Source organism: Roseburia sp. AF02-12 (assembly GCF_003461765.1).
GTDB lineage: Bacteria > Bacillota > Clostridia > Lachnospirales > Lachnospiraceae > Roseburia_C > Roseburia_C amylophila.
On record NZ_QTXS01000001.1, the window covers coordinates 210,853 to 235,691 of the forward strand.

The 24,839-nt window shown below is 41.7% G+C and carries 29 protein-coding genes; all 29 read left to right on the forward strand.

Annotation, left to right across the window (positions count from 1 at the left end):
- The 29 genes from DV740_RS00935 (at window position 1) to DV740_RS01075 (ending at window position 24,753) form a co-directional block, all read left to right on the forward strand.
- Window positions 1–477, forward strand: coding sequence for a signal peptidase I (locus DV740_RS00935; protein WP_242994182.1), 477 nt, complete (start codon window positions 1–3; stop codon window positions 475–477).
- 10 nt (window positions 478–487) lie between these two features.
- Window positions 488–1,459 carry a transglutaminase-like domain-containing protein gene (locus DV740_RS00940; protein ID WP_242994184.1) on the forward strand — a complete coding sequence of 324 codons (972 nt, stop codon included), beginning with the start codon at window positions 488–490 and terminating at the stop codon, window positions 1,457–1,459.
- 15 nt (window positions 1,460–1,474) lie between these two features.
- Entirely contained in the window at window positions 1,475–2,527 is a 1,053-nt protein-coding gene (locus tag DV740_RS00945) for a type II secretion system F family protein (RefSeq protein WP_118087289.1), read from the forward strand.
- Window positions 2,528–2,540: 13 nt separating this feature from the next.
- Entirely contained in the window at window positions 2,541–2,888 is a 348-nt protein-coding gene (locus tag DV740_RS00950) for a hypothetical protein (RefSeq protein WP_118087290.1), read from the forward strand.
- Window positions 2,889–2,905: 17 nt separating this feature from the next.
- Window positions 2,906–3,394 (forward strand): DUF4860 domain-containing protein, encoded by a 489-nt coding sequence (locus tag DV740_RS00955; protein WP_158561489.1) that lies wholly within the window; start codon window positions 2,906–2,908, stop codon window positions 3,392–3,394.
- A gap of 10 nt (window positions 3,395–3,404) precedes the next feature.
- A complete protein-coding gene (locus DV740_RS00960; protein WP_118087292.1) occupies window positions 3,405–3,860 on the forward strand; it encodes a hypothetical protein in 456 nt (151 codons plus the stop codon).
- A complete protein-coding gene (locus DV740_RS00965; RefSeq protein WP_117840816.1) occupies window positions 3,853–4,344 on the forward strand; it encodes a hypothetical protein in 492 nt (163 codons plus the stop codon). The genes DV740_RS00960 and DV740_RS00965 overlap by 8 nt, the downstream gene beginning before the upstream one ends.
- A 19-nt stretch (window positions 4,345–4,363) precedes the next feature.
- The gene (locus DV740_RS00970; protein ID WP_118087293.1) at window positions 4,364–5,419 is read left to right on the forward strand and encodes a type IV pilus twitching motility protein PilT; all 1,056 of its coding nucleotides are present in this window, start codon (window positions 4,364–4,366) and stop codon (window positions 5,417–5,419) included.
- Window positions 5,420–5,534: 115 nt separating this feature from the next.
- Window positions 5,535–5,888, forward strand: coding sequence for a 50S ribosomal protein L19 (gene rplS / locus DV740_RS00975; protein ID WP_022242453.1), 354 nt, complete (start codon window positions 5,535–5,537; stop codon window positions 5,886–5,888).
- Between the two features lie 225 nt (window positions 5,889–6,113).
- Window positions 6,114–6,701 (forward strand): signal peptidase I, encoded by a 588-nt coding sequence (gene lepB, locus DV740_RS00980; protein ID WP_199534925.1) that lies wholly within the window; start codon window positions 6,114–6,116, stop codon window positions 6,699–6,701.
- A gap of 30 nt (window positions 6,702–6,731) precedes the next feature.
- On the forward strand, window positions 6,732–7,583 hold the full coding sequence (gene ylqF, locus DV740_RS00985; protein ID WP_117840819.1) for a ribosome biogenesis GTPase YlqF: 852 nt from the start codon (window positions 6,732–6,734) through the stop codon (window positions 7,581–7,583).
- A gap of 48 nt (window positions 7,584–7,631) precedes the next feature.
- Window positions 7,632–8,195 (forward strand): signal peptidase I, encoded by a 564-nt coding sequence (gene lepB / locus DV740_RS00990; protein ID WP_118087294.1) that lies wholly within the window; start codon window positions 7,632–7,634, stop codon window positions 8,193–8,195.
- Between the two features lie 35 nt (window positions 8,196–8,230).
- Window positions 8,231–9,001 (forward strand): ribonuclease HII, encoded by a 771-nt coding sequence (locus tag DV740_RS00995; RefSeq protein ID WP_118056879.1) that lies wholly within the window; start codon window positions 8,231–8,233, stop codon window positions 8,999–9,001.
- A 38-nt stretch (window positions 9,002–9,039) separates the two neighbouring features.
- Window positions 9,040–10,752 (forward strand): flagellar hook-length control protein FliK, encoded by a 1,713-nt coding sequence (gene fliK, locus DV740_RS01000; protein WP_022242458.1) that lies wholly within the window; start codon window positions 9,040–9,042, stop codon window positions 10,750–10,752.
- Window positions 10,753–10,755: 3 nt separating this feature from the next.
- Window positions 10,756–11,082, forward strand: a complete 327-nt coding sequence (locus DV740_RS01005; protein ID WP_117946678.1) for an EscU/YscU/HrcU family type III secretion system export apparatus switch protein — start codon at window positions 10,756–10,758, stop codon at window positions 11,080–11,082.
- 83 nt (window positions 11,083–11,165) lie between these two features.
- The gene (locus DV740_RS01010; RefSeq protein ID WP_022242460.1) at window positions 11,166–11,525 is read left to right on the forward strand and encodes a YraN family protein; all 360 of its coding nucleotides are present in this window, start codon (window positions 11,166–11,168) and stop codon (window positions 11,523–11,525) included.
- A 97-nt stretch (window positions 11,526–11,622) separates the two neighbouring features.
- A complete protein-coding gene (pgeF, locus tag DV740_RS01015) occupies window positions 11,623–12,483 on the forward strand; it encodes a peptidoglycan editing factor PgeF (protein ID WP_118087296.1) in 861 nt (286 codons plus the stop codon).
- Window positions 12,484–12,568: 85 nt separating this feature from the next.
- Window positions 12,569–13,150, forward strand: a complete 582-nt coding sequence (locus DV740_RS15160) for a methyl-accepting chemotaxis protein (RefSeq protein ID WP_117698190.1) — start codon at window positions 12,569–12,571, stop codon at window positions 13,148–13,150.
- 251 nt (window positions 13,151–13,401) lie between these two features.
- A complete protein-coding gene (locus tag DV740_RS01025; RefSeq protein ID WP_117840827.1) occupies window positions 13,402–13,788 on the forward strand; it encodes a GntR family transcriptional regulator in 387 nt (128 codons plus the stop codon).
- Window positions 13,772–14,671 (forward strand): ABC transporter ATP-binding protein, encoded by a 900-nt coding sequence (locus tag DV740_RS01030; protein WP_117946676.1) that lies wholly within the window; start codon window positions 13,772–13,774, stop codon window positions 14,669–14,671. Before DV740_RS01025 ends, DV740_RS01030 begins: the two co-directional genes overlap by 17 nt.
- Window positions 14,646–16,559, forward strand: coding sequence for an ABC transporter permease (locus tag DV740_RS01035; protein ID WP_118087297.1), 1,914 nt, complete (start codon window positions 14,646–14,648; stop codon window positions 16,557–16,559). Before DV740_RS01030 ends, DV740_RS01035 begins: the two co-directional genes overlap by 26 nt.
- 89 nt (window positions 16,560–16,648) lie before the next feature.
- Window positions 16,649–17,977: a DUF512 domain-containing protein gene (locus DV740_RS01040; RefSeq protein ID WP_022242466.1), complete on the forward strand. Its 1,329-nt coding sequence runs from the start codon at window positions 16,649–16,651 to the stop codon at window positions 17,975–17,977.
- Window positions 17,970–19,292, forward strand: coding sequence for a ribosome biogenesis GTPase Der (der, locus tag DV740_RS01045; protein ID WP_117698186.1), 1,323 nt, complete (start codon window positions 17,970–17,972; stop codon window positions 19,290–19,292). Before DV740_RS01040 ends, der begins: the two co-directional genes overlap by 8 nt.
- A gap of 4 nt (window positions 19,293–19,296) precedes the next feature.
- A complete protein-coding gene (gene plsY, locus DV740_RS01050; RefSeq protein WP_022242468.1) occupies window positions 19,297–19,953 on the forward strand; it encodes a glycerol-3-phosphate 1-O-acyltransferase PlsY in 657 nt (218 codons plus the stop codon).
- Between the two features lie 15 nt (window positions 19,954–19,968).
- Complete coding sequence (locus DV740_RS01055; RefSeq protein ID WP_118087298.1) at window positions 19,969–20,979, forward strand: NAD(P)H-dependent glycerol-3-phosphate dehydrogenase; 1,011 nt, start codon at window positions 19,969–19,971, stop codon at window positions 20,977–20,979.
- A gap of 22 nt (window positions 20,980–21,001) precedes the next feature.
- A complete protein-coding gene (locus DV740_RS01060; RefSeq protein ID WP_117698185.1) occupies window positions 21,002–21,436 on the forward strand; it encodes a dUTP diphosphatase in 435 nt (144 codons plus the stop codon).
- Between the two features lie 24 nt (window positions 21,437–21,460).
- Window positions 21,461–22,102: a phosphoribosyltransferase gene (locus DV740_RS01065; protein ID WP_022242471.1), complete on the forward strand. Its 642-nt coding sequence runs from the start codon at window positions 21,461–21,463 to the stop codon at window positions 22,100–22,102.
- A 229-nt stretch (window positions 22,103–22,331) separates the two neighbouring features.
- Window positions 22,332–23,444, forward strand: a complete 1,113-nt coding sequence (locus tag DV740_RS01070; RefSeq protein WP_118087299.1) for an ABC transporter ATP-binding protein — start codon at window positions 22,332–22,334, stop codon at window positions 23,442–23,444.
- A gap of 238 nt (window positions 23,445–23,682) precedes the next feature.
- Window positions 23,683–24,753 (forward strand): PucR family transcriptional regulator, encoded by a 1,071-nt coding sequence (locus DV740_RS01075; RefSeq protein WP_118087300.1) that lies wholly within the window; start codon window positions 23,683–23,685, stop codon window positions 24,751–24,753.
- Window positions 24,754–24,839: the final 86 nt, after the last annotated feature.

The window sequence follows — 24,839 nt, forward strand, 5'->3', positions numbered from 1 at the left end:
ATGATAGGAGTATCTCTTCTGATATTGGTGATTCTGATTTGCATACCATTGACATTACCAAGGCTTACAGGGTTTGATATTTATACAGTTGTAACCGGAAGCATGGAACCGGCGATTCCGGTAGGAAGTCTTATTTATGTCAGGGAAGAAGCACCGGCAGAACTTATGGAAGGTGAAGTTGTGGCATATCGGAGCGATACAGATGTGGGAATTATCATTACCCATCGTGTGGTGAAGAATCAGGTGGTGTCCGGTCAGCTGATTACCAAAGGAGATGCAAATGAAGCGGAGGATATTTCCCCGGTTTCCTATGCACAGGTAATTGGAAAAGTAACCCTGACCATTCCGGTATTAGGAGGGATATTTGCAGCTATGGTAACCTTTTACGGTAAAATTGTAATCGTCTCAGTTGTATTACTGGCGGCAATTTTATTATATATAGGTACAGATAGCAGGAATATACAGGAAAAGGAATAGGTGTGTTGTCATGCAGAGGCAGAAGAGCCGGCACAGTAAGAAATATTACCTGATAATATGGATGGCCGCAGGGATATTGCTGATGAGCGGTGCATTGGGAGGCTGTGGCGGAGAGAAGAATTCTCCGGAGCAAAGCAGCAATGATACCGCAAAGGGAAATCGCGATGCGACAGCAGAAGTATTACATCCGGAGGCTTCCGGAGAAGTGACTTATGGGACAGATCAGATTGCTATTGATGCATCGCATGCATCCGATGGTTATGTGATGCTTAATTATACCGGAACCAATGAAAAAGTGAAATTCCAGATAGAGACACCGGAAGGGGAAGCATATACCTATCTGGTGACAAAGAATGGAACGTATATTGTATATCCGCTGACACAGGGAAGCGGTACTTACCAGTTGACCTTATATGAAGCTGCATCAGTAGAAGAAAATTTGTATGCAACAGCATTTACCCAGAGTATTGATGTTACCATTACGGATGAATTTGTCCCATTTCTGGCACCTAACTGTTATGTGGATTTTGATGAGAATTCCAAGACGGTAAAGAAAGGGGAAGAACTGGCAGCAGGCTGCGGCAGTGACCTTGATGTAGTAACCAACATTTATCATTATGTAATTGAAAATATTACATATGATGAAGAAAAAGCAGAGAATGTTGCATATGGATATGTGCCGGATGTAGATGAAACACTTTCGTCCGGAAAAGGAATCTGTTTTGATTATGCAGCATTGATGGCAGCGATGCTTCGTTCGCAGAGAATTCCAACCAAACTTCAGGTAGGATATGCGGGTGAGGCTTATCATGCGTGGATCAGCTGTTATGTGGATGAGATAGGCTGGGTAGATAATATGATATCTTTTGACGGAAAGGACTGGTCTCTTATGGACCCGACCCTGGCAGCAAATAATGATGATGATACCGTAAAAGATTATATTGGCGACGGAAGCCGTTATATTATAAAGTACACATATTAAGAGAGGAAGAAAAGTATGGGAAAAAGTAAAAAACAGCAAAAGCTGTCAAATCTTGAATGTGCATCTTTTTGCAGCCAGATGACAATGGTTCTGCATGCAGGCTTTCCGGCAGTTGAGGGGGTGTCATTATTACTGGAAGATGCAAAGGATGTGCAGGAAAAGGCAATACTTCAGGTAATGTATGATGAAATGATAAATACAGGACTGTTATATCCGGCACTGGAAAAGACCAGTGTATTTCCGGATTATCTTCTTCAGATGGTTAAGATAGGAGAAGAAACAGGTACACTGGATGATGTTATGAATGGGCTGACTCACCATTACGAGCGTGAGGATGAGATCGAGAAGAGTATTAAAAGCGCACTTACATATCCTTTGATTATGATTGCTATGATGATAGCTGTAATTGTGATACTTTTAACAAAAGTAATGCCGGTATTTGAACAGGTATTTCGCCAGTTAGGCAGACAGATGACCGGATTTTCCGGTGGCATGCTGGCATTGGGAAAAACAATTTCGAATTATGCAATTGTATTCATTACAATAGCGGCGGTAATCGTTGGAGTATTTGTTTATTTTGTAAAGAGCAGCAGAGGACGAAGAGCGTTTGCTGGTTTTAGCAGAAAAATGCACTTGTTTCATGGCTTATACGATAAAATCGCAGCATGTCGTTTCGCAGACAGCCTGTATCTGACTTTAAAGAGTGGACAAAATCCGCAAAAGGGACTGGAATTTGCAGACGAATTGATTGCAGATAAGAATTTTTCAAAGAAGATTAAGAAATGCAGCCAGAAAATGGAAGAGGGCGAGGATTTTGCAGCAGCAGTAGGCGGTGCCGGAATATTTAAGGGCTTGTATGAGAGGATGCTGGTGATTTCCGGGAAAACCGGAGAGACCGATGAAACATTAGAGACGATAGCAAGACAGTATGAAAGAGAAATTGATCAGAGAATGTCTTCTTATATTGCAATATTAGAACCGACACTTGTAATTATTTTGTCTGTTATTGTCGGAATGATACTGTTATCCGTGATTCTTCCGTTGATGGGAATTATGGCAGGACTGTAAGAAGGAGATGCATATGGAAGGATTTCGTCGAAAGAGGCTTTTTTTTCATGAAAAAAGGCATTCTGTCTGGGCAAAGATATTATTTACGGTAGCCATTTCCAGTTGTATTATTTTATTGACCTGCCATGGATTGAACCGATTGATGGCGGATAGTAAAGAGGAGGAAAAACGTTCTTTAGAAGAGGCTCTGCAGAGAGAAATCGTGCAGTGTTATGTGCTGGAAGGACATTACCCGGACAGTCTTTCGTATCTGGAAGAACAGTATGGTTTTTCCTATGATAAGGAGCAGTTTTTTGTGGACTACCAGCTGCTTGGAGCAAACATTATGCCGGATGTGACAGTAATTGAGCGCAAGAATTAGAGTGAAGAGGGATGAATATGGCAGAGAGTACCGCCAGAAAACATACAATTGATATATTATTTCCATGGGCATTGTTTGGGCTGCTGGCAATCTGCGGACTTCTGGTGCTTATCCTGGCAGCAGATATTTATCAGGATACGACGACTATGGCAGATGAAAATTATGAAAGCAGAACAGTATTGTCTTATCTTACGGAGAAGATTCATCAGAATGATAATGGGACAGTTACTATTGGTTCGGTGGATGGAACAGACAGCCTTATCATCCGTCAGGATTATGATGGAGAAGAATATTGCACCTATATTTTTGAAGAGGATGGCATGTTGAAAGAGCTTTTTGTCCGGTCCGGAACTGCTGTAAGTACAGCGGATGGAAAGGCAGTCATTCCGGTTGAAGATTTTAAGATGGAAGCTTTGAAAAATGGATTATTGCATTTTTCCTGTATGTCGGAAGATGGGAGAAAAATGGATACTGTGGTGGCTGTTGTCGGCAGTGGGCAGGAATAGAGGAAGGCATATGATAGAAGGGCAGGCAAGACGTTCCGGGGTATTTTTACTGGAACTTATGATATCGATTTTATTTTTCTGTATTGCTGCAGCGGTGGGATTGCAGCTATTTGTAAAATCCCATTGCATCAGTGAAGATGCAGGAAATATGAATATGGCAGTACATAAGGCTGCAGCGGCAGCAGAAGTATTCCGCTCCGGAACAGATATGGAAGATTATCTGAAAGAAGAGTATTCTTATTATGAGAAAGAGGATAATACATTTTTGGTATCCTTTGCTGCTGACTGGGAGAACTGTAAGACGAAAGATGCGGAATATACCCTGTGGATTACACTGGGTGAAGCGAAGCAGCGGCTGGTCGGTCATTTTGCAGTAAAGCAGAAGGACGGGGAGAAAGATAAGAGTATTTATGAAGTGGAACTAAAGAGGGCAATCAGTCAGAGGGAGGCGGCAGAAGATGAGTAAGAGTGCATTATACGAAGAAAAACGCAGACCGCGTATAGCCAGTCCTTTTGGATACTCTTTTTTGTTAGTGGTAGTATTGATTCTGACTTTTTTATTATTCGCAGTGTTGTCATTATCTTCGTCCCTGCGGGATTATAAATACAGTAAACGGGCGGCAGATAAGATGAGTGCCTATTATGAAGCATGTAACAAGGCAAATGATGTCTTAGCAGAGATAGATGCTATTCTGGAAGAATCCGAAAATAAAGAAATGGCGTTGCAGGAAATTTCCGGATTGCCGGAGGTGAAGGATGCAGCTGATACCATAAGCTTTTGTGTGCCGGAGACAGACACACAGGAGTTACGTGTAAAGCTTTCTATTACGGAAGAGACGGATGGAGAGACAGGAGAAATGCTGGAATGGAGCATATTAGAATGGAAAGAAACTGCTACTGATGTAAGACAGGAGGAAACCAGACTTCCGTTGATGGAGCAGCAGAAATAAAGAGATTGGTGGGAAAATTATGGATGTAAAAGAAGTATTACGAAAAGCAGTAGAGGAACACGCATCAGATATATTTATTGTAGCCGGACTTCCGATATCATATCGTTCGAATAATGTAATTATAAAAGAAGAGGGAGAGCGGTTGATGCCTCCTGAGACAGAAAATTATTTAGAGCAGATATATGAACTGGCGGACCATCGTGATATTGACCGGTTATTAAAGCATGGGGATGATGATTTCTCCTTTGCGGTGCAGGGACTGTCAAGATTCCGTGTCAGTGCTTATAAGCAAAGAGGCGCATTATCAGCAGTGGTTCGTGTGATTACCTTTGATTTGCCAAAGCCGGAGGACATTGGAATTCCACAGAATATCATTGACCTTGGTCTGCAGCCAAAGGGAATGGTATTAGTAACAGGACCGGCAGGAAGTGGTAAGTCTACCACGTTAGCCTGCATGGTAGATGCACTGAACCGCCGGTGTGCCAAGCATATTATTACGTTAGAGGATCCGATTGAATATCTGCACAGCCATCAGCAGGGAATTATCAGCCAGCGTGAAATAAATGTAGATACTGAAAATTATGTAACGGCATTGCGTGCATCCCTGCGGCAGAGTCCGGATGTGATTCTTCTTGGAGAAATGCGTGATTACGAGACGATTGGTGTTGCTATGACGGCAGCAGAGACAGGTCATCTTATTATATCCACCTTACATACCATAGGAGCGGCTAATACCATTGACCGTATCATTGATGTGTTCCCGGCAAATCAGCAGCGGCAGATTGCAGTACAGCTTTCCATGGTGCTGCAGGCGATTGTTTCCCAGCAGCTTGTGCCGGATGTGAATGGCAATGTGATCCCGGCATTTGAAATTATGACTGTGACACCGGCAATCCGCAATATGATTCGTGAGAATAAAGTGCCACAGATTGACGGCGTTGTATATTCCTCGAACCGGGAAGATATGATATCCATGGACAGCAGTCTTTTGAAATTGTATCAGGAAGGAAAGATTACAAAAGAGACAGCACTGGTTTATGCATCCAATCCGGAAATGTTACAGAAACGCTTATAAAAATAGCTTGACGAGGCATAGAGAACATGATACAATACAACAGTTGTGAATAGGCGATGGTCCTCTGTTGCAAATGAATGCATTAAGAACATCAAAATATACAGGAGGTCACAAAATGAACGCAAGTGAAATTATTAAGAACATTGAAGCAGAGCAGTTAAAGGCAGATGCACCAGAGTTTCGTGTAGGAGATACCGTTAAGGTTTATGCGAAAATTAAAGAAGGAAACCGTGAAAGAATTCAGGTTTTCGAAGGTGTTGTATTAAAGAAACAGGGCGGAAGCAACCGTGAGACATTTACCGTTCGTAAATTCTCTAATGGTGTTGGCGTAGAGAAGACCTGGCCATTACATTCTCCTAACGTAGAGAAGGTTGAAGTAGTAAGAGCTGGTAAAGTAAGAAGAGCTAAGCTGAATTACTTAAGAGGTCGTATCGGTAAGAAAGCAAAAGTAAAAGAGTTAGTAAAATAAGAATCTGTCAGAGGGACGTGCCAATGTGTATCGTCCCTCTTGTTGTATTTACGCGAGTAGCGAGAGAAATCGCATGCTTGCATGCAGATTTGGCGAGCACCGCGATAACTCGAGAAACTCGCAAAGCGTGTTTCTTGTAGTTACCACGTATTCGTAAGAAGCTGCCGGTGGCAGTTTCTGCAGATATATCGAATGATATTCAGGTAAGAAGGAGAACATAAGATTATGCGTAGAGGAAGCGTTCGTGGTCTGAATTTTGGCAGACGCAGAAAGAAAATAAATGTACCACTGCTGAAGGAAATCGGCACCTGGGTCATTGAGATTGCAATTGTCCTGGTGATTTCATTTGTATTTGTATATTTTATCGGACTTCGGACCACTGTGGTAGGACAGTCCATGAACCCTACGATAGAGAACGGAGAAGAGATTCTGGTTAATCGTTTTGTTTATAAACTGAAGAAACCAAAAGCAAATGATGTTATTGTATTTCTTCCAAATGGAAATGAAAAGTCGCATTATTATGTAAAACGTGTCATTGGGGTGCCGGGAGATAAGATACAGATAAAGAATGGAGCAGTCTATGTAAATGGAGAGCTGTTTGATGAAAAAGTAGATACAGCTGCCATTGAAGATGCAGGACTGGCATCCGAAGAGATTACGGTAGGGGAAGATGAGTATTTTGTATTGGGAGATAACCGCAACAGTAGTGAGGACAGCCGTTATGCCAATATTGGAAATATAAAACGGGAATATATTGTAGGAAAAGCATGGTTCCGGATTTCTCCGCTCCGGAAAATCGGTTTTATCAAATAGAAGAACAGTAAGGGAAGAGAGGAAAATAAGATGCAGTTTCAATGGTATCCGGGACATATGACGAAAGCAAAACGTCAGATGCAGGAAGATATAAAACTGGTAGATTTAGTAATAGAGCTGGTGGATGCAAGAATTCCGGTGAGCAGCAGAAATCCGGATATAGATACCCTGGGAAAAGGAAAAGCCCGTCTGATTTTGTTGAACAAATCTGACCTTGCAGATGAAAGAAAAAATGAAGGCTGGACAGAATTTTTTAAGAAAAAGGGCTATTATGTAGTACGCATGGATGCCAGAAATAAAGGAAGCATGAAGCAGGTGTCTGCAATTATAGCAGAAGCCTGCAAGGAAAAGACGGAGCGTGATTTACGAAGAGGAATCAAGAACCGTCCGGTGCGGGCTATGGTAGTGGGAATCCCGAATGTGGGAAAATCCACCTTTATCAATACTTTTGCAGGAAAAGCCTGCGCCAAGACCGGAAATAAGCCGGGTGTAACCAAGGGCAAGCAGTGGATTCGCCTGAATAAGAATGTAGAACTTTTGGATACACCGGGTATTTTATGGCCAAAGTTTGAAGACCAGAGCGTTGGGTTAAGACTGGCACTGATAGGTTCTATCAAAGATGATATTTTAAATATTGATGAACTTTCACTGGAACTGATTCAGATTCTGCGGGAAGAGTATCCGGGTGTATTAAAGGAAAGATATGGAATGGAAGAAGAGGGAACACCGGCAGAGATGTTGGAGAAAATTGCCTTAAACCGTGGCTGTATCAAAAAAGGAAATGAAGTAGATTATGCCAAAGCCGCTGCACTGGTGCTGGATGAATTCCGTACTGGAAAGCTCGGTAAAATTTCACTTGAAAAACCGGAAGTGGAAGCATAAGATAAAAATAAGAACAGGAATCAAAAAGAGTTGGAGCAAGACGGAGATATGAAGGAAGAAGAACACGGCAAAAGAGGAAAGGCGGTAAGGGAAAGTGTCAGTTTCATACTATATCTCATTGTGATTGTGGTACTGACATTTTTGATGATACGTTATGTTGGACAGCGGACCAGAGTGGATGGTTCGTCCATGGAAAATACCCTTACCAATGGAGATAATCTGATTGTAGATAAGATATCCTATCGGTTTCATGAACCGGAACGTTTTGATATTATTGTATTTCCGTATCAGTATAAGGAAGACACTTATTTTATCAAACGGATTATCGGAATGCCGGGAGAAACGGTACAGATTACCGATAAGGGAGAGATATTGATTAACAGAGAAGAACTGGTGGAATCTTATGGAAGAGAGGTTATTAAAGACCCGGGACTTGCATCAGACCCGATTACATTAGGTGAGGATGAATATTTTGTGATGGGAGATAACCGCAATTACAGCAAGGACAGCAGGTTCCCGGATGTTGGAAATATCAAGCGGGCGGATATCATAGGAAAAGCATGGCTTAGAATCTATCCATTTGATAAAATTGGATTTATCCGGCATCAGTAATAAAAACGAAAGAGCAGTCAGAGGATAAAGTGATTATGGCAGAAGAGAAGAAAATCGGAGCAATCAAAGAAGAGTTACAGGCAGCAGAAGACAGTATGCTGCCTGATTTTATAGCAAGATATGAAAAAGATGAACGAAGCGGCGTAAAGACCCTTGTGGAAAAAGCACGAAAGCGGATACAGAAGCTTGAGACAGAGTATGCCCGGATTGAAAATCTGAAAAAGTATGAAAAAGAATATGCGGATGCCGGTTATATCTGCGGTATAGATGAAGTGGGAAGAGGTCCGCTGGCGGGGCCGGTTGTGGCAGGAGCTGTGATTCTGCCAAAGGATTGTGACATTTTATATATCAATGATTCCAAGAAACTCAGTGCATCCATGCGTGAAAAACTCTATGATGAAATTATGGAGAAGGCAGTGGCAACAGGAATTGGAATGGCAGGTCCGGGGCGGATTGATGAAATTAATATTTTGCAGGCTACTTATGAAGCTATGCGGCAGGCTATAACGAATTTGAAAGTAAAACCCGATATATTATTAAATGATGCGGTGACAATACCGGGAGTAGATATCCGTCAGGTTCCGATTATCAAAGGAGATGCAAAGAGCATTTCCATTGGAGCAGCCAGTATCATTGCAAAGGTAACAAGGGATCGCATGATGGAAGAATATGCGAAAATTATGCCGGAATATGGATTTGCGGATAACAAGGGTTATGGCTCCGCAGCCCATATTGCAGCAATCAAAGAATATGGACCAACACCAATTCACCGGAGAACCTTTATTAAGAATTTTTACAGTGAATAATTCCAAAGAAATTGGCAATGCAGAGTGGAGTGATTGATATGCAGATTTCAGACATGTTAGCACAATACAACAGAAGTTCGGCTACCGGAGCTACAGCAACAGCCCCGCAGCAAGGGGTTCAGCAGCTGGTATCAGCCGTACGGGAAATGACGGTAGGAAATGTATTTGAAGGAACCGTAAATGATATCAAAAACGGAACGGTTACGCTTGGACTGGCAAATGGTCAGACTGTTCAGGCGAGAATAGCAGCAGGCGTACAGTTAGCCGTTGGTCAGGCGATGTTTTTCCAGGTGAAATCCAATGATGGAACTACCGTTGAAATTCGACCTTATACCAATGGAAATCTCAATAATCCGACGTTGTTAAAGGCACTGGATGCAGCAGGCATTCCGGCAGAACCAAGAATGATAGATATGGTCAATTCCATGATGGAAGAGCAGATGTCCATTGGCAGGGAAAGCCTTATGGATATGGCACGCAGTATTTCTGCATATCCGGATGCGGATATTAAGTCACTGGTATTGATGCATAAGCTTGACATTCCGATGTCAGAAGAATTTATCCGGCAGTTTGAAAATTATAAATCTGATCAGGCGGCAATCACTTCACAGTTTGATGATGTCTTGGAAAGCATCGGAAAATTATATCAGAACGAAAACCTTTCCGAGACAGAGGCATTGGAACTGGGAAGCCGAATCTATCAGGTGTTGAAGCAGGATGGTTCTTTGGATATGTCTGTAATTGTAAAAGAGGGAGTACAGAAAGGAAGCTGGAGTCCGGTGGAACTTCAGGAAGGAGCCATACTGGAAGGAGCGTCAGAATTTGCTGCCACAGAAATCACAGGAACGGAATTAGCAGAAACTGAAACGATAGCAGGATCCATAGAAGAAACATTAGATGGCGTGCAGTATTATGCCAGGGGCAGTGTCGGCGCATTGTTTACAGAGGGGCAGATGAAGGATTTTTCAAATCTTCTGAAAGAATTTCCACAGCTTGCAGGCAGTAAATTATTTACCGCAGAGGGGACTTTAAACGGAAATCTTTCTACAGGTGCATTTCTAAAAGAACTGCATCAGGCACTGGATGAGATAATGGGTTTAACCGGAGGTTCTGCAAAGAAACTGTTTTCCAGTAAAGAGTATCAGAAAGTGCTGGAATATGAGGTAAAACAGCAGTGGACACTAAAACCGGAAGAAATCAAAGGGGATGCTGTTAAGCATCTTTATGAGAAGATGGAAAATCAGATGCAGAAGATGCAGGAGCTGGTGCAGGAATCTGGTCAGAGCAATACTTCCCTTGCGAAAGCAGTAAGTAATCTGCAGGGGAATATTGAATTTATGAATCAGATTAATAATGCCTATCATTATGTGCAGATTCCCCTTCGGATGTCAAATCAGAATACCCACGGAGATTTATTTGTCTATACTAATAAGAGTGGTGTGGACAGACCGGATGGCGAACTGAGTGCTTTTTTACATCTTGATATGGATAACCTTGGTGCAACGGATGTGTCTGTGCGGATGAAGGATAGAAAGGTGCATACGAATTTTTATCTGGAGGATGAGAAATCCTATGATTTAATCGAAGAACATATGGCTGAGCTGATGCAGCGGCTGCAGGAGAAAGGATATTCCTGTACGGTACAGGTGGAGAACCAGTCCGGAAAGAAAAATCTGGTTGAAGATTTTATGCAGCAGGAGCATCCGTCAGTCGGAATCCTGCATCGGTATTCCTTTGATATGAGGGCGTAATTTATGAAAAATGGAATCTGGCATCCGGCAGACTTTGATGGGAAAAATGCCGGAGAAGAGAAAACAAAAGAAAAAACAGCAGTTGCTATCGCATATGAGCCGGGAGAGAGGGCACCAAAGATACTGGCAACCGGCAAGGGGTATCTTGCGGATAAAATTATTGAGAAAGCCAAAGAGGAAGACGTTCCGCTGTATCAGGATAATCAGCTGGCAAATACCTTATCCAGGCTTGAAATTGGAGATATGATTCCGCCGGAATTATATGAAGTAGTGGCAGAGATACTTGTCTTTGTCGATGATATGGATAAGCTGCGCAGTAAATTGGAATAAAAATAGCTGTAACGGCAAACGGGATAGTGGAAATCCAAATAACAGGAATCCAAATAGCAGGAATAACAGAAAGGGGAGCAGGGATGGAAAATAAACGCAGCATGGGCAGTGAGTATGAAAAAAAGGCGGCAGAGTATTTAAAGGCATCCGGCTGCAGTATCTGTGAGATGAATTACCGCTGCAGGTTCGGAGAAATTGATATGATTGCAAGAGATGGAAAATATCTTGTTTTTGCAGAAGTAAAATACCGCAGTGATACCGGAAAGGGACTTCCACAGGAAGCGGTAGATTACCGCAAACAAAGGAAAATATCAAGAGTGGCAGATTATTACCTGATGTGTAAACATATGATGGGACTGCCCTGCAGGTTTGATGTGATTGCAATATTAGGAGAGGACATACAGTGGCTGAAGGATGCTTTCCCCTATATAGAGCCTTATTAGTGACAGATGAGACTTGATACAGGAAAAAGAATGCTGGAGAATTGAACCAGTTACAGCATGGAGTTGGAACTGGAAAAATAAGAACAGGAAAAGAAAAATGACAGAATTTCAGATAAAAGAGGATGGACGAACCATGATACCGTCCGTATTTTCCCATGCGGGGAAAAAAGAATTAGTGCTGCTGCAGTATCCACAGTTGCAGGCACTTGATATGGTAAAACACTGCTTTACCACAAGAATGGGTGGAGTAAGTAAGAATGAATTTTCTTCGCTGGATTTAAGCTTTAACCGTGGAGATGACATAGAGGCAGTAAAGGAAAATTTCCGCAGGGTAGCTGAGGCAATGGAAGTTCCGGCAGGGCAGATTGTCTGCTCTGACCAGACCCATACCACCAATGTAAGAAAAGTAACAGCAGAGGATGCAGGAAGCGGACTGACAAAGGAACGGCCGTATCATGATGTGGATGGATTGATTACCGATGTGCCGGGGCTGATGCTTGCAACCTTTTATGCAGACTGTGTGCCGCTTTACTTTGTGGATACAAAGCATAGGGCAATCGGACTGAGCCATTCCGGCTGGAGGGGCACGGTTAACAGAATGGGAAGAGCCACGCTGAAAGCAATGGCAGAAGCATATGGAACAGTACCGGAGGATGTATGGTGTGCGATAGGCCCATCTATATGCCAGGACTGTTATGAAGTAAGTGAAGATGTGGCACTGGAATTTGAACAGGAGTTTTCCAGTCATGGCAGTGAAATTATGTACCGGAAAGAAAATGGAAAGTATCAGTTAAATCTCTGGAAAGCCAATGAAAGAGTGCTTTTAGATGCGGGAATCCTGCCGGAAAAACTAATCTTACCGAATGTGTGTACCTGCTGTAACAGTGAACTGTTATTTTCGCACAGAGCAAGTCATGGAAGAAGAGGAAATCTTGGGGCATTTTTGTGCATTAAATAGAAAAATGTCAAAAAATGAAAATTTTTTTTGTTCACAAAGCAAACATGTGATATAATTAGGATAAATAATTTAGGAGGACAGAAATATGCAGTTGAATGAGATATTTAATGCAGAAGATATAGAGGTACTTTTTGCACAATGGGAAAACGTAACAGGAGTAAAACCATTACTTCTGGATTCTGATGGAAGTGTAGCAATCGGGGAAGGTGAAGCATCTGAATACAGAGATGTGATCAAAGCCGGAATTGAAATTGTTGGATATCTTTCTTATGCGAAGAAGGAAGACGCAGAGGATGAAAACGAAGCTAAATCTAAGATAGCAGCTCTGACTATCGTTCTGACACAGCTTGCAGCATCTGAAGAGAAGAGAATGGATGAAGAGAAGAAGAATTCTGATATTCATGAGAACGTACAGAAGACTTCAGAATACATCCAGAAGATTAATGATATTACCAAACAGCTGGACAAGATTGAAAAGAACCAGAAGATTCTTGCATTAAACGCTTCTATTGAGGCTGCCCGTGCAGGAGAGGCTGGAAAAGGATTCGCAATTGTTGCAACCAATGTATCTGCACTGGCTACAGACTTTGGTAATAACAACCGCGAAATCAAAGATGAATTACAGAAGTTAAATGAAGTAATTGCAGCAATAGAGAAATGTGAATAATATTTCCTGATGAAAGGAAGATAGAATCGTGTAAAAAGACGGAATCAGTGTAAACTGGTTTCGTTTTTTTTGCTTTACAGGAAATTGCTTTCCTGTAAAGTAAAAAACGCTCCGCGAACAGCATTAAGGAATTATTAATAAAATCATACAGATATTTTTCTTGTGTCTCATCTGCTGGGATGTTATAGTGTGCGTATCAATTGAAGTAATACGGATAATACACCTACGATATTCCAAAAGGAGGAAGCGAAGTGATACAGCTTAATTACAGGGATGCAAAGCCTATTTACGAACAGATTAAAGATGGAATGCGTCATCTTGTGATTTCCAATGCATTGACAGCGGATGAAAAACTGCCATCTGTGCGTGAACTGGCAGCAACACTGGCAATTAATCCGAATACCATCCAGCGGGCATACCGGGATCTGGAGAAAGAAGGATATGTCTATACCATTTCCGGGAAAGGCACATTTGTGGCTGCCCAGAAGCATGTAAAGGATGCAAGAACTGTGGAATTAAAAGGACATTTTGATGAAATCGTATCAGAATTACTGTATCTGGCAGTAGAGCCGGAGCAGTTAAAACATCGGATAACGGAACTGGAAGGAGGAGAATATATTCATGATACGGGTAAATAATGTAGTGAAGACATTTGGAGATTTCCGGGCGTTAGACGGTGTAAACCTGCATGTAAAGGATGGGGCAATTTATGGACTGGTAGGACCAAACGGAGCCGGGAAATCTACGATAATAAGACATATTACCGGAATCTATAAGCCGGATGCCGGCAACATAGAAATAGCCGGGATGCCGGTGTATGAGAATCCTCAGGCAAAGGCCAGATTTGCATATATTCCGGATGATCTTTTCTATTTCCAGCAGGCAGATGTCATGGAAATGAAACGCTTTTATAAGGGAATCTATAAGACTTTTGATGAAGATTTGTTTTTCCGGATCCGGGATGCATTTTCCAACATTGATCCGAAGATGACCATTCGGAGAATGTCAAAGGGAATGCAGAAGCAGGCGGCTTTCTGGCTGGCAATCAGCTGCAGACCGGAGCTTATGATTTTAGATGAGCCGGTAGATGGACTAGACCCGGTAATGAGAAGGCAGATCTGGAGCATTATCATGTCTGATGTGGCAGAACATGGAACTACGGTGTTAGTATCTTCCCATAACTTAAGAGAGCTGGAGGATGTCTGTGACCATGTGGGCATTATGCATCATGGAAAAGTAATGTTAGAACGTTCCTTAAGCGAACTACAGGGAAGTGTCTGTAAGATTCAGGTGGCATATCAGGAAAGAATGCCGAAGCTTCCGGCTGATTTTGAAGTGTTACATATGTCCAGTACAGGAAGGGTATATACCATGATTGTAAAAGGCAATCCCAAAGAGGCAAAGCTGCGGTTAGAACAGACTTCGCCGATGCTGATTGATGTGCTGCCTCTGACATTGGAAGAAATTTTTATTTACGAATTAGGAGGTGCGGATTATGCGGTCAAAGACATCTTACTTTAATAAGACGGTATTTTGGAAAAATATTACGCATTTCTGGCCTGTCTGGCTGATTTATACGATATTGCTGCTATGTATGGTTCCTCTGCGGCTGTTAGTGAATTCCGGGATTTCTTATGAAGGTTATTCAGCACAGGAAATTAAAGAAATAAAAATGAATAATTTTATGCAGATTCTGTTTTCAGATGGAAGCGGTGCGCTTATTGCACTCCTTAGTCTGGCAATTGGAATTATTGTAGCAATGGCAGTATTTTATTATCTTTATAATAACAGAAGCTCACATCTGTTTCATTCACTGCCATTGAAAAGAACAGAACTTTTTATCAGTAATTTCCTGTCAGGATTCTGCATGATTGTGGTTCCTGTACTATTGGCGTTTATTATTGGAACAGTATGCTGCATTATGCAGGGAATTACAAGTCTGCAGTATCTGCTGGCGTGGGCACTGATGTTGACGGGAGAGGGCTTTTTCTTCTACAGTATGGCAATTTTCGTTGGCATGTTTACCGGTCAGTTATTGGCAATGCCGGTATTTACGATTATTCTGAACGTATTATATATAGGATGCCGCTATGTGATTACATGTATGATTAGTACAATTGGCTATGGTATGGCGAATTCTTATGCTGACCGTATGAATAGTATTTTATCACCGGTGATATATCTTTCAAATAAGGTGGGAGTAGAGTATGACTATTTAGAGGACAGGATAGAATACCATATGTTTGGCCTTTCGGTTGTAGGGATCTATGTGCTGGTGGGAGTGGTGCTGATAGTAATATCCTGCATGCTTTATCAGAAACGTAAACTGGAAACCACGGGAGATGTGCTTACAATTCCGGCAACCCGCCCGGTGTTCCGCTGGGGAATGGCTTTTTGTGTGGCTTTTCTTACTGCAATTCTGCTGAGCGGACTGTTTGGTGTGCTGGTACATACATCACTGGGCAATTTCCTGATGGTTTTATTTACCACATTGATTGCAGGTTTTCTGGCATTTTTCATTGCGGAAATGATTTTGACGAAGAAGCTGCGTGTAGTGACCAAAAAGAGATTATTAGAATGCGGCGTCATGTTAGGAATTTCAGTTGTATTTCTTTTTTGCATCAAATGGAATGCTTTCGGACTGGAAAATAAAATCCCGGATAAGAAGGAAATTGTCGCAGCAAATATTAACTGCTATTTTGATATAGAAGAAAATTCAGAAAGCGGAATTGATGAAATTATGAGTATTCATCAGCAGATTATTGATTCAAAGAAGGAATTTCAGGCATATCAGGGCTCGTCTGATTTAGATAAGGCATTGCAGTGGGTGGAGATTGATTATCAGCTTGCGGACGGAAGCGTTATGGTAAGAAGCTATGATGTACCGGCTGCTAAAAATTATTATGAAAATGCAGATTCGGTTGTTTCAAGAATTTATGCTATGTCTATGGATTCGGAGAATTATCTCAAGGGGAATCTGATGGTGAATTATGATGATCCGAATAATCATATTATTTCAATGGAGTTTGATGCCTATGACCAGAATTTGGAATATGACAGCATTAATATAAATGATGAGCGGGCACAGGAAATATATGATGCTTATCTTAAGGACATCCGGGCAGGACATATTTATCTGAATACAGTAAATGATAACTACTATAAACATACGTATATCAATGGACTGTATCTGCATGTCTATAACAGTCAGGGAATCCGGCTTACCAGGAGAGAACAACGGATGTGGGGAATGGAAAACAGTAAAGATTATTATTTCAATTTGAATTTGAATGATCGTTGTGTATACACGATTAACAAACTGCTGGAGTTACATATCATTGAGTCAGAGGATGAACTGATGACATTACAGGAAATGGAAGACAGAAGCATGAGCATGGAGCAGGAATAAGTGGAAGGGTGGAATAACTGTTGTTATTCTGCCCTTTTTATTGTAAACTAGAGAGGTATTATAATATAGAAAGATTGAGAAAATAATTTATGCATACAAAGAAACATGTCATCAGTGGAGTAAAACCGGACAGTATTGCCATGGAGCTTGAGCTTGAGCCGGGAGACGAACTGATTTCCATTAATGGCAAAGAAATAGAAGATGTATTTGACTACCAGTTCCTGACAGAGGACGAGTATCTTCTGGTGGTAGTAAGAAAGAATAATGGCGAAGAGTGGGAACTGGAAATTGAAAAAGATTATGATGAAGACCTTGGAATCGAATTTGAAAATGGGCTGATGGACGATTACAAATCCTGTTCCAATAAGTGTATGTTCTGTTTTATTGACCAGATGCCGCCGGGCATGCGTGAGACACTTTATTTTAAAGATGATGATTCCAGACTTTCCTTCTTACAGGGGAATTATGTAACGCTGACCAATATGAAGGATAAGGATATTGAACGTATCATATACTACAATCTTGGACCGATTAATGTGTCGGTGCATACCACGAATCCGAAGCTTCGCTGTACCATGTTGCACAACCGTTTCGCTGGAGAAGCCTTAAAGAAAATCAAACGCTTATCAGATGCCGGAATTGAAATGAATGGACAGGTTGTACTCTGCAAGGGCGTCAATGATGGCGAAGAGTTAGAGCGGACCATCCGTGATCTGACAGAATACATTCCAAATATGCAGAGCCTTTCTATTGTACCGGTCGGCCTGACAAAATACCGGGAGGGCTTATATCCTTTGGAAGCTTTTGAAAAAGAGGATGCAGGAAAAGTCTTAGAGCAGATTCATCGCTGGCAGGATTATTGCATGGAGCATTTCGGTACACACTTTGTGCATGGAGGAGACGAGTGGTATCTTCTGGCAGAGCAGCCTCTTCCGTCTGCAGAAAACTATGATGGGTATATCCAGCTGGAAAATGGCGTGGGAATGATTACACTGCTGCGGGATGAATTCCGGGAGGCACTTGCAGCAGAAAAAGGTGATGCCAATCTGAAAAGGACAGTTACGCTGGTAACCGGAAAGCTGGCAGGACCGATTTTGGAGGAACTGACAGGAGAAATGAAGGAGAAGTTTCCGAATGTAAAGATACGGGTCCGTGTGATCCGAAACGATTTCTTCGGAGAACGGATTACCGTTGCAGGACTTCTGACCGGACAGGATATTATCGCACAGCTTAAGGACGAAGATTTGGGAGATGAGATACTGCTGCCATGCAATGTATTGCGTATGGGAGAGGATGTTTTCTTAGATGACATCACATTGACGGAGCTGAAAAGAACTTTACAAGTACAGGCAGATATTGTAAAATCAAGCGGGCAGGATTTGCTGAATGCAGTCCTTGGAAGGAGACAGAATGAGTAAACCAGTAGTAGCTATTGTAGGCAGACCAAACGTAGGAAAATCAACACTTTTTAACGTGTTGGCAGGTGAAAGAATTTCTATCGTACAGGATACACCGGGGGTAACCCGTGACCGTATATATGCCGAAGTATCCTGGCTTGACTATAACTTTACCTTAATTGATACCGGCGGTATTGAGCCGGACAGCGGAGATATTATTTTATCCCAGATGCGGGAGCAGGCACAGATAGCCATTGATACCGCAGATGTCATTATTTTTATTACGGATGTAAGACAGGGGCTTGTAGATGCAGACCAGAAAGTAGCTGACATGCTGCGCCGTTCCAAGAAGCCGGTTATTCTTGCAGTAAATAAAGTAGATGATTTTAAAAAATATATGCCGGATGTTTATGAATTTTATAATCTTGGAATTGGTGACCCGGTTCCGGTATCTGCAGCATCCAGACTTGGAATCGGTGATTTGTTAGATGAAGTGGCAAAGCATTTTACCCAGGAAATGTTAGAAGAAGCAGAAGATGACAGACCGCGCATTGCCATTGTAGGTAAGCCGAACGTAGGTAAGTCATCACTGATTAACAAGCTGACGGGTGAAAACCGTGTGATTGTTTCTGATATTGCCGGAACTACAAGAGATGCCATTGATACCGATATAAAATATAATGGCAGAGAATATGTATTTATTGATACGGCAGGACTCCGGAGAAAGAATAAGATTAAAGAAGAATTAGAGCGTTACAGTATCATCCGGGCAGTAACAGCAGTGGAACGTGCAGATGTGGTCATTATTGTAATTGATGCTACAGAAGGCGTAACGGAGCAGGATGCCAAGATTGCTGGAATTGCCCATGAAAGAGGCAAAGGAATTATCATTGCAGTGAATAAATGGGATGCCATTGAAAAGGATGATAAGACCATTTACAAGCATACAGAAAAAATCCGTCAGATTTTAAGCTTTATGCCATATGCGGAGATTTTATTTATTTCAGCCAAGACCGGACAGCGCACCGGCAGAATTTTTGAGACCATTGATGTAGTACTTGAAAATAACAGCATGCGTGTGGCAACCGGTGTATTAAATGAGATTATGGCAGAGGCAGTTGCTATGCAGCAGCCACCGACCGATAAGGGAAAACGCTTAAAATTATATTATATTACACAGGCAGCGGTAAAACCGCCAACTTTTGTTATCTTTGTAAATGACAAGAACCTGATGCATTTTTCCTATACAAGATATCTGGAAAATAAGATTCGGGAAGCATTTGGCTTTAAGGGTACTTCCCTGAAATTCATTATAAGGGAAAGAAAGGAAGATTAATAAAATGTTATTCGGACGTGTAATATCAGTAGGAATCGGATATTTATGCGGTATGTTTTTATCCGGCTTCTTATATGGAAAGAAAGAAAATGTGGATTTACGTAAGGTGGGCAGTGGAAATGTAGGAACTACCAACACCATGCGTAACCTCGGCGTGAAGGCAGGCATTCTTACCTTGATTGGTGATGTGTGCAAAGTATTTATGGCAATGGTCATTGTATGGCTCATTTTCCGGAACCGTTATCCGGACAGTGTAAAGGTTTTAGAGCTTTATGCTGGTGTGGGCTGCATCTTAGGCCATGATTTCCCGGCTTATATGAAATTTAAAGGTGGAAAGGGAATTGCCTGTACCGGTGGTCTGCTGATTGGCTTTTGTCCGCTGGCAGTGCCAATAAGCCTTGGAATTTTTATTCTTGTGGTAGCAATCACACGGTATGTTTCCTTGGGTTCCATACTTGGTGTGATCAGTCTTGAAATACAGATTATCGTATTCGGACAGATGGGACTGCTTTCCGTACCGGAGCAGTATCTGACGGAGGTATATATTGTATTCGGTTTTGTGGCGGGACTGGCAATCATTTTACATCATGCCAACATCGGAAGACTTCTTAAGGGAACCGAGAACAAATTCAGTTTCCATTCAAAGAAACAGGAAGCATAGGAAAGGAAAAAACAAATGTCTGATATCAGTATCATTGGAGCCGGAAGCTGGGGAACTGCTTTATCGGTGGTATTACATAAAAACGGTCATAAGATTACAATCTGGTCTGCACTTGCACCGGAAATTGAAATGTTAAAGGAAAAGCATGAGCAGGCAGAAAAACTTCCGGGCGTTATTTTACCGGATGATATTATGTTCACAACAGATTTAAAAGAAGCAATCGAGGGAAAAGACATGCTCGTCTTAGCAGTGCCTTCTCCATTTACCAGAAGCACAGCAAAAGCAATGAGCCCGTTCGTAGCAGAGGGACAGCTTATTGTCAGCGTGGCAAAGGGAATTGAAGAGAATACGTTAATGACTTTATCTGAAATCATTATGGAAGAGATTCCACAATGTGAGGTGGCGGTTTTATGTGGACCAAGCCATGCGGAAGAAGTAGGAAAAGAAATTCCGACCAGTCTGGTAGCAGGAGCAAAGAAGCGTGCCACAGCAGAACTGGTTCAGAACACCTTTATGAGTGAAGTATTACGTGTTTATACCAGCCCGGATGTACTGGGTATGGAAATCGGAGCATCCTTAAAGAATGTCATTGCGCTGGCAGCAGGTATGGCAGACGGACTTGGTTATGGAGATAATACCAAGGCAGCACTCATAACCCGTGGAATTTCCGAGATGGGAAGACTTGCTCTTGCCATGGGAGCAAAATATGAGACCTTAAGCGGACTGACCGGAATGGGTGATTTAATCGTAACCTGTGCCAGCAAGCACAGCAGAAACCGTCGTGCCGGATATCTGATGGGACAGGGATATACCATGCAGCAGGCAATGGATGAAGTAAAGATGGTAGTTGAGGGTGTCTATTCTGCCAAAGCAGCAATTGCTTTAGCAAAGAAATATCATGTAGATATGCCGATTATTGAACAGGTCAATGAAGTATTGTTTGAAGATAAACCTGCGAAAGAAGCAGTAAAAGAACTGATGCTCAGAGATAAAAAAGTAGAGCATGATGATTTGGAATGGCAGTAGGAGAAAAGGAGTTTTTAGCAGAATGGAAAAGATTCGTATCAAATATTTTACAGATAAAATCGAAAAGCTTACATATATCGATGGCAAATCCGACTGGATTGATCTTCGTGCATCCGAAGAAGTTGAAATGAAAGCAGGAGAATTTAAACTGATTCCTCTTGGTGTGGCAATGGAGCTGCCAAAGGGATATGAAGCACACATTATGCCAAGAAGTTCTACTTATAAGAATTTCGGAATTATTCAGGCAAACAGCTGCGGAATCGTAGACGGTTCCTACTGCGGAGACAATGATATGTGGAGACTGCCTGCAATTGCAATGCGTGATACCGTGATTCATGTTAATGACCGTATCGCACAGTTCCGTATTGTAGAGAATCAGCCGCAGATTCATTTTGAAGAAGTAGAAAGCCTGGGCAACCAGGACAGAGGTGGTTTCGGAAGTACCGGAATCCAGTAAATTATCAAACAGGGGGTAAATCAAATGGAAGAACGTATGGTCAAATTTTATTCAAAGGAAAACAACAATCTTGCATTACATGCAATACCGGGGCATTTTGCCACCAGTCATTCGCACATCAATTACTATATTGATGTAACCAGTATGAAAGCCCGCGTGAAAGAGGCAAAAGAAGCTGCAAAAGTGCTTTACCAGAAGACCGGTAATCCATCCTATGTAGATACCGTTGTATGTATGGACAGAACAGAAATGATTGGCGGATTTTTAGCAGAGCGTTTTGAACAGGGAGATTTTATGTCAACCAATCTGCATGAGACTATTTATGTTATTTCTCCGGAGATGAACAGCAGCGGTCAGATGATTTTCCGTGATAATACCAAAAATATGATTACCGGAAAACATATCGTGCTTTTGCTGGATACAACAACAACCGGTGAGACAATCAGAAGATGCTTAGAGTGCATCCGGTATTACGGTGGAATTATTGAAGATGTAGTAGCAATCTTCTCCACTGTTAAGGAAGTAGACGGTCACAGAGTAGAAAGTCTCTTTACCGAGAAAGATGTACCGGGCTATCAGGCATATGAGCAGCATGACTGTCCGTATTGTGCAAAAGGCATGAAGTTAGAGGCCATGGTAAATGGTTACGGATACTCTAAATTATAAAGAAAAGATAAACATTTTCTAAAGTGAAAACCCATTTCTTTCGTCGGATTGTACAAGAAAGAGATGGGTTTTCGTCACTCTGACGAAGAGATAAAAAAATGCACAGAATATCAGTCAGAACATACAAAAAAAAGAAAAATCTTTGTGGAATCCTCGCATAGCCAAAGTGAACAATATCCTGTATGATAAGGACAGTTAAAAACGAACAAAACATTAGGAGGTTAAACCAATGGCAAGTTTATCATTAAAAAACATTTGTAAAGTTTATCCAAACGGCTTTGAAGCTGTTAAGGATTTCAACCTTGAAGTAGAAGATAAGGAATTCATCATCTTCGTAGGACCATCTGGATGTGGTAAATCTACTACACTTCGTATGATTGCAGGTCTTGAGGAGATTTCTTCCGGAGAATTATACATCGACGGAAAACTCGTTAACGACGTAGAACCAAAAGACAGAGATATCGCAATGGTATTCCAGAACTACGCTCTGTATCCACATATGACCGTATTTGACAATATGGCATTCGGATTAAAATTAAGAAAAGTTCCGAAGGATGAAATCAAGAAGAAAGTTGAAGAAGCAGCTAAGATCCTTGACCTTGAGAAATTATTAGACCGTAAACCAAAGGCTCTTTCCGGTGGACAGAGACAGCGTGTTGCTATGGGTCGTGCAATCGTTCGTAATCCTAAGGTATTCCTTATGGACGAGCCTTTATCAAACCTGGATGCAAAATTAAGAGTACAGATGCGTTCTGAGATTTCTGCTCTGCATCATAGATTAGGTGCTACAATCATCTATGTAACACATGACCAGACAGAGGCTATGACATTAGGAACCAGAATCGTTGTATTAAAAGATGGTGTTATCATGCAGGTTGATTCTCCACAGAAATTATACAATGAGCCAGATAACTTATTTGTAGCTGGATTCATCGGATCCCCACAGATGAACTTCGTAGATGCTAAATGTAATATTGAAGGAGAGAAAGTTTCCCTTACATTTGACAATACAACTGTTGTATTACCACCAGCAAAAGCTAAGAAATTAATCGAAGGCAACTACAACGGAAAAACAGTTGTTATGGGTGTCAGACCAGAAGATATCGATGATTCCCAGATTACAATCGAAACCTTCAAAGACAGCATCATTGAGACAGATGTAACCGGATATGAGTTACTTGGTTCTGAAGTATTATTATACTTCGAAGCTGCAGGAGTTCAGATGACAGCTAAGGTTGATTCCAGAACACCGGCTCGTTTAGGCGACCATATCAAACTTGCTATCGATCCTGAGAAGGTTCATGTATTCGACAAAGAGACTGAATTGACAATTACTAACTAATTCGGTACAATCGAACTGAATATAGTGCAATAACCCGGGTGCTATATGCATCCGGGTGTTTTACTTTACAGGAAAGTAATTTCCTGTAAAGTAAAACACGCTCCGCGAGGATGCGCACTGCGGCGTATAAGGTAGATGTCGCAAGCAACCGCCGCAGGCGCGAGAATGTGCCAAGGTACATTCTTTGTTCTCAGTAAAAGTCTTTTCTCACATTATATATAAGTAAGGAGTGCGCAGAATGCTTTCAAATCATAAGCTACAGACAACATTAGAAGAAATCAGTGATATATCCAAAATCGGACTTGCCCTTTATGACGAAAACGGGAAGCAGGTTGCAGCAACATTTCAGATTGAGACAGATATGCGTGCAGAGGTTGTGAATTTTGCAGCATCCATGGCAGAAAGCCAGATGCTGTCGGGCTTTCATTTCTTTAAAGTAATTGCTGAACAGGAAGTGGAATATATTCTTCTGGCACGCTCCACTAATGATGAAGCATATATGGTGGGAAGACTTGCAGTATGCCAGATTCGGAATCTGATTGCCTCCAACCGGGAACAGTCGGATAAGAACAACTTTATGCAGAATATCCTTCTTGGCAATATGCTGGTTGTAGATATGTATAATAAGGCAAAAAAGTTGCATATTGAGCAGGCAAAGCGTCTGGTTTATGTCATAGAAGTAGATGGCAGAAAAGATTCTGTTATTGTAGAAATGGTGAAGAATCTTTTTGCAGACCGCAACCGGGATTTTGTGACAGAGTTAGACGAGCAGAACATTATCCTGATTAAGGATGCAACAGATTTGAAAACAGAAGAGGAAGCACTGAATCTGGCGAAAACAATTGTAGACAATCTGCATGCAGAAGCGATGGTGCGTGTCCGTGTGGGTTATGGCAATACGGTAAATACCCTGCAGGATATTGCGAAATCTTATCAGGAAGCCAAGATGGCACTGGAAGTAGGAAGAATCTTTAATGTAGAAGAGGAAACCATTTCCTACGGAAAGCTTGGCATCGGCAGACTGATTTACCAGCTTCCGATGAGCCTTTGCGAAATGTTTATCAAAGAGATTTTTGGTGAGCGGAATATTGATTTAGATGATGAAACGATGGTGACAATCCAGAAATTTTTTGAGAACAGCCTGAATATTTCAGAAACAGCAAGGCAGCTATACATCCACCGGAATACTCTGGTATACCGTTTGGAACGCCTGGAAAAGATGATTGGACTTGATATCCGCAAATTCGAGGATGCCATGACTTTTAAGATTGCCATGATGGTCATTGCACATATGGATTACCAGAATTAGATGCCTTATTTTGCAGAACCATGAAAATTCAATTATGTAAATTGTAGGGGACAGTACCAATCGGTGCTGTCCTTTTTTCGAAAAAA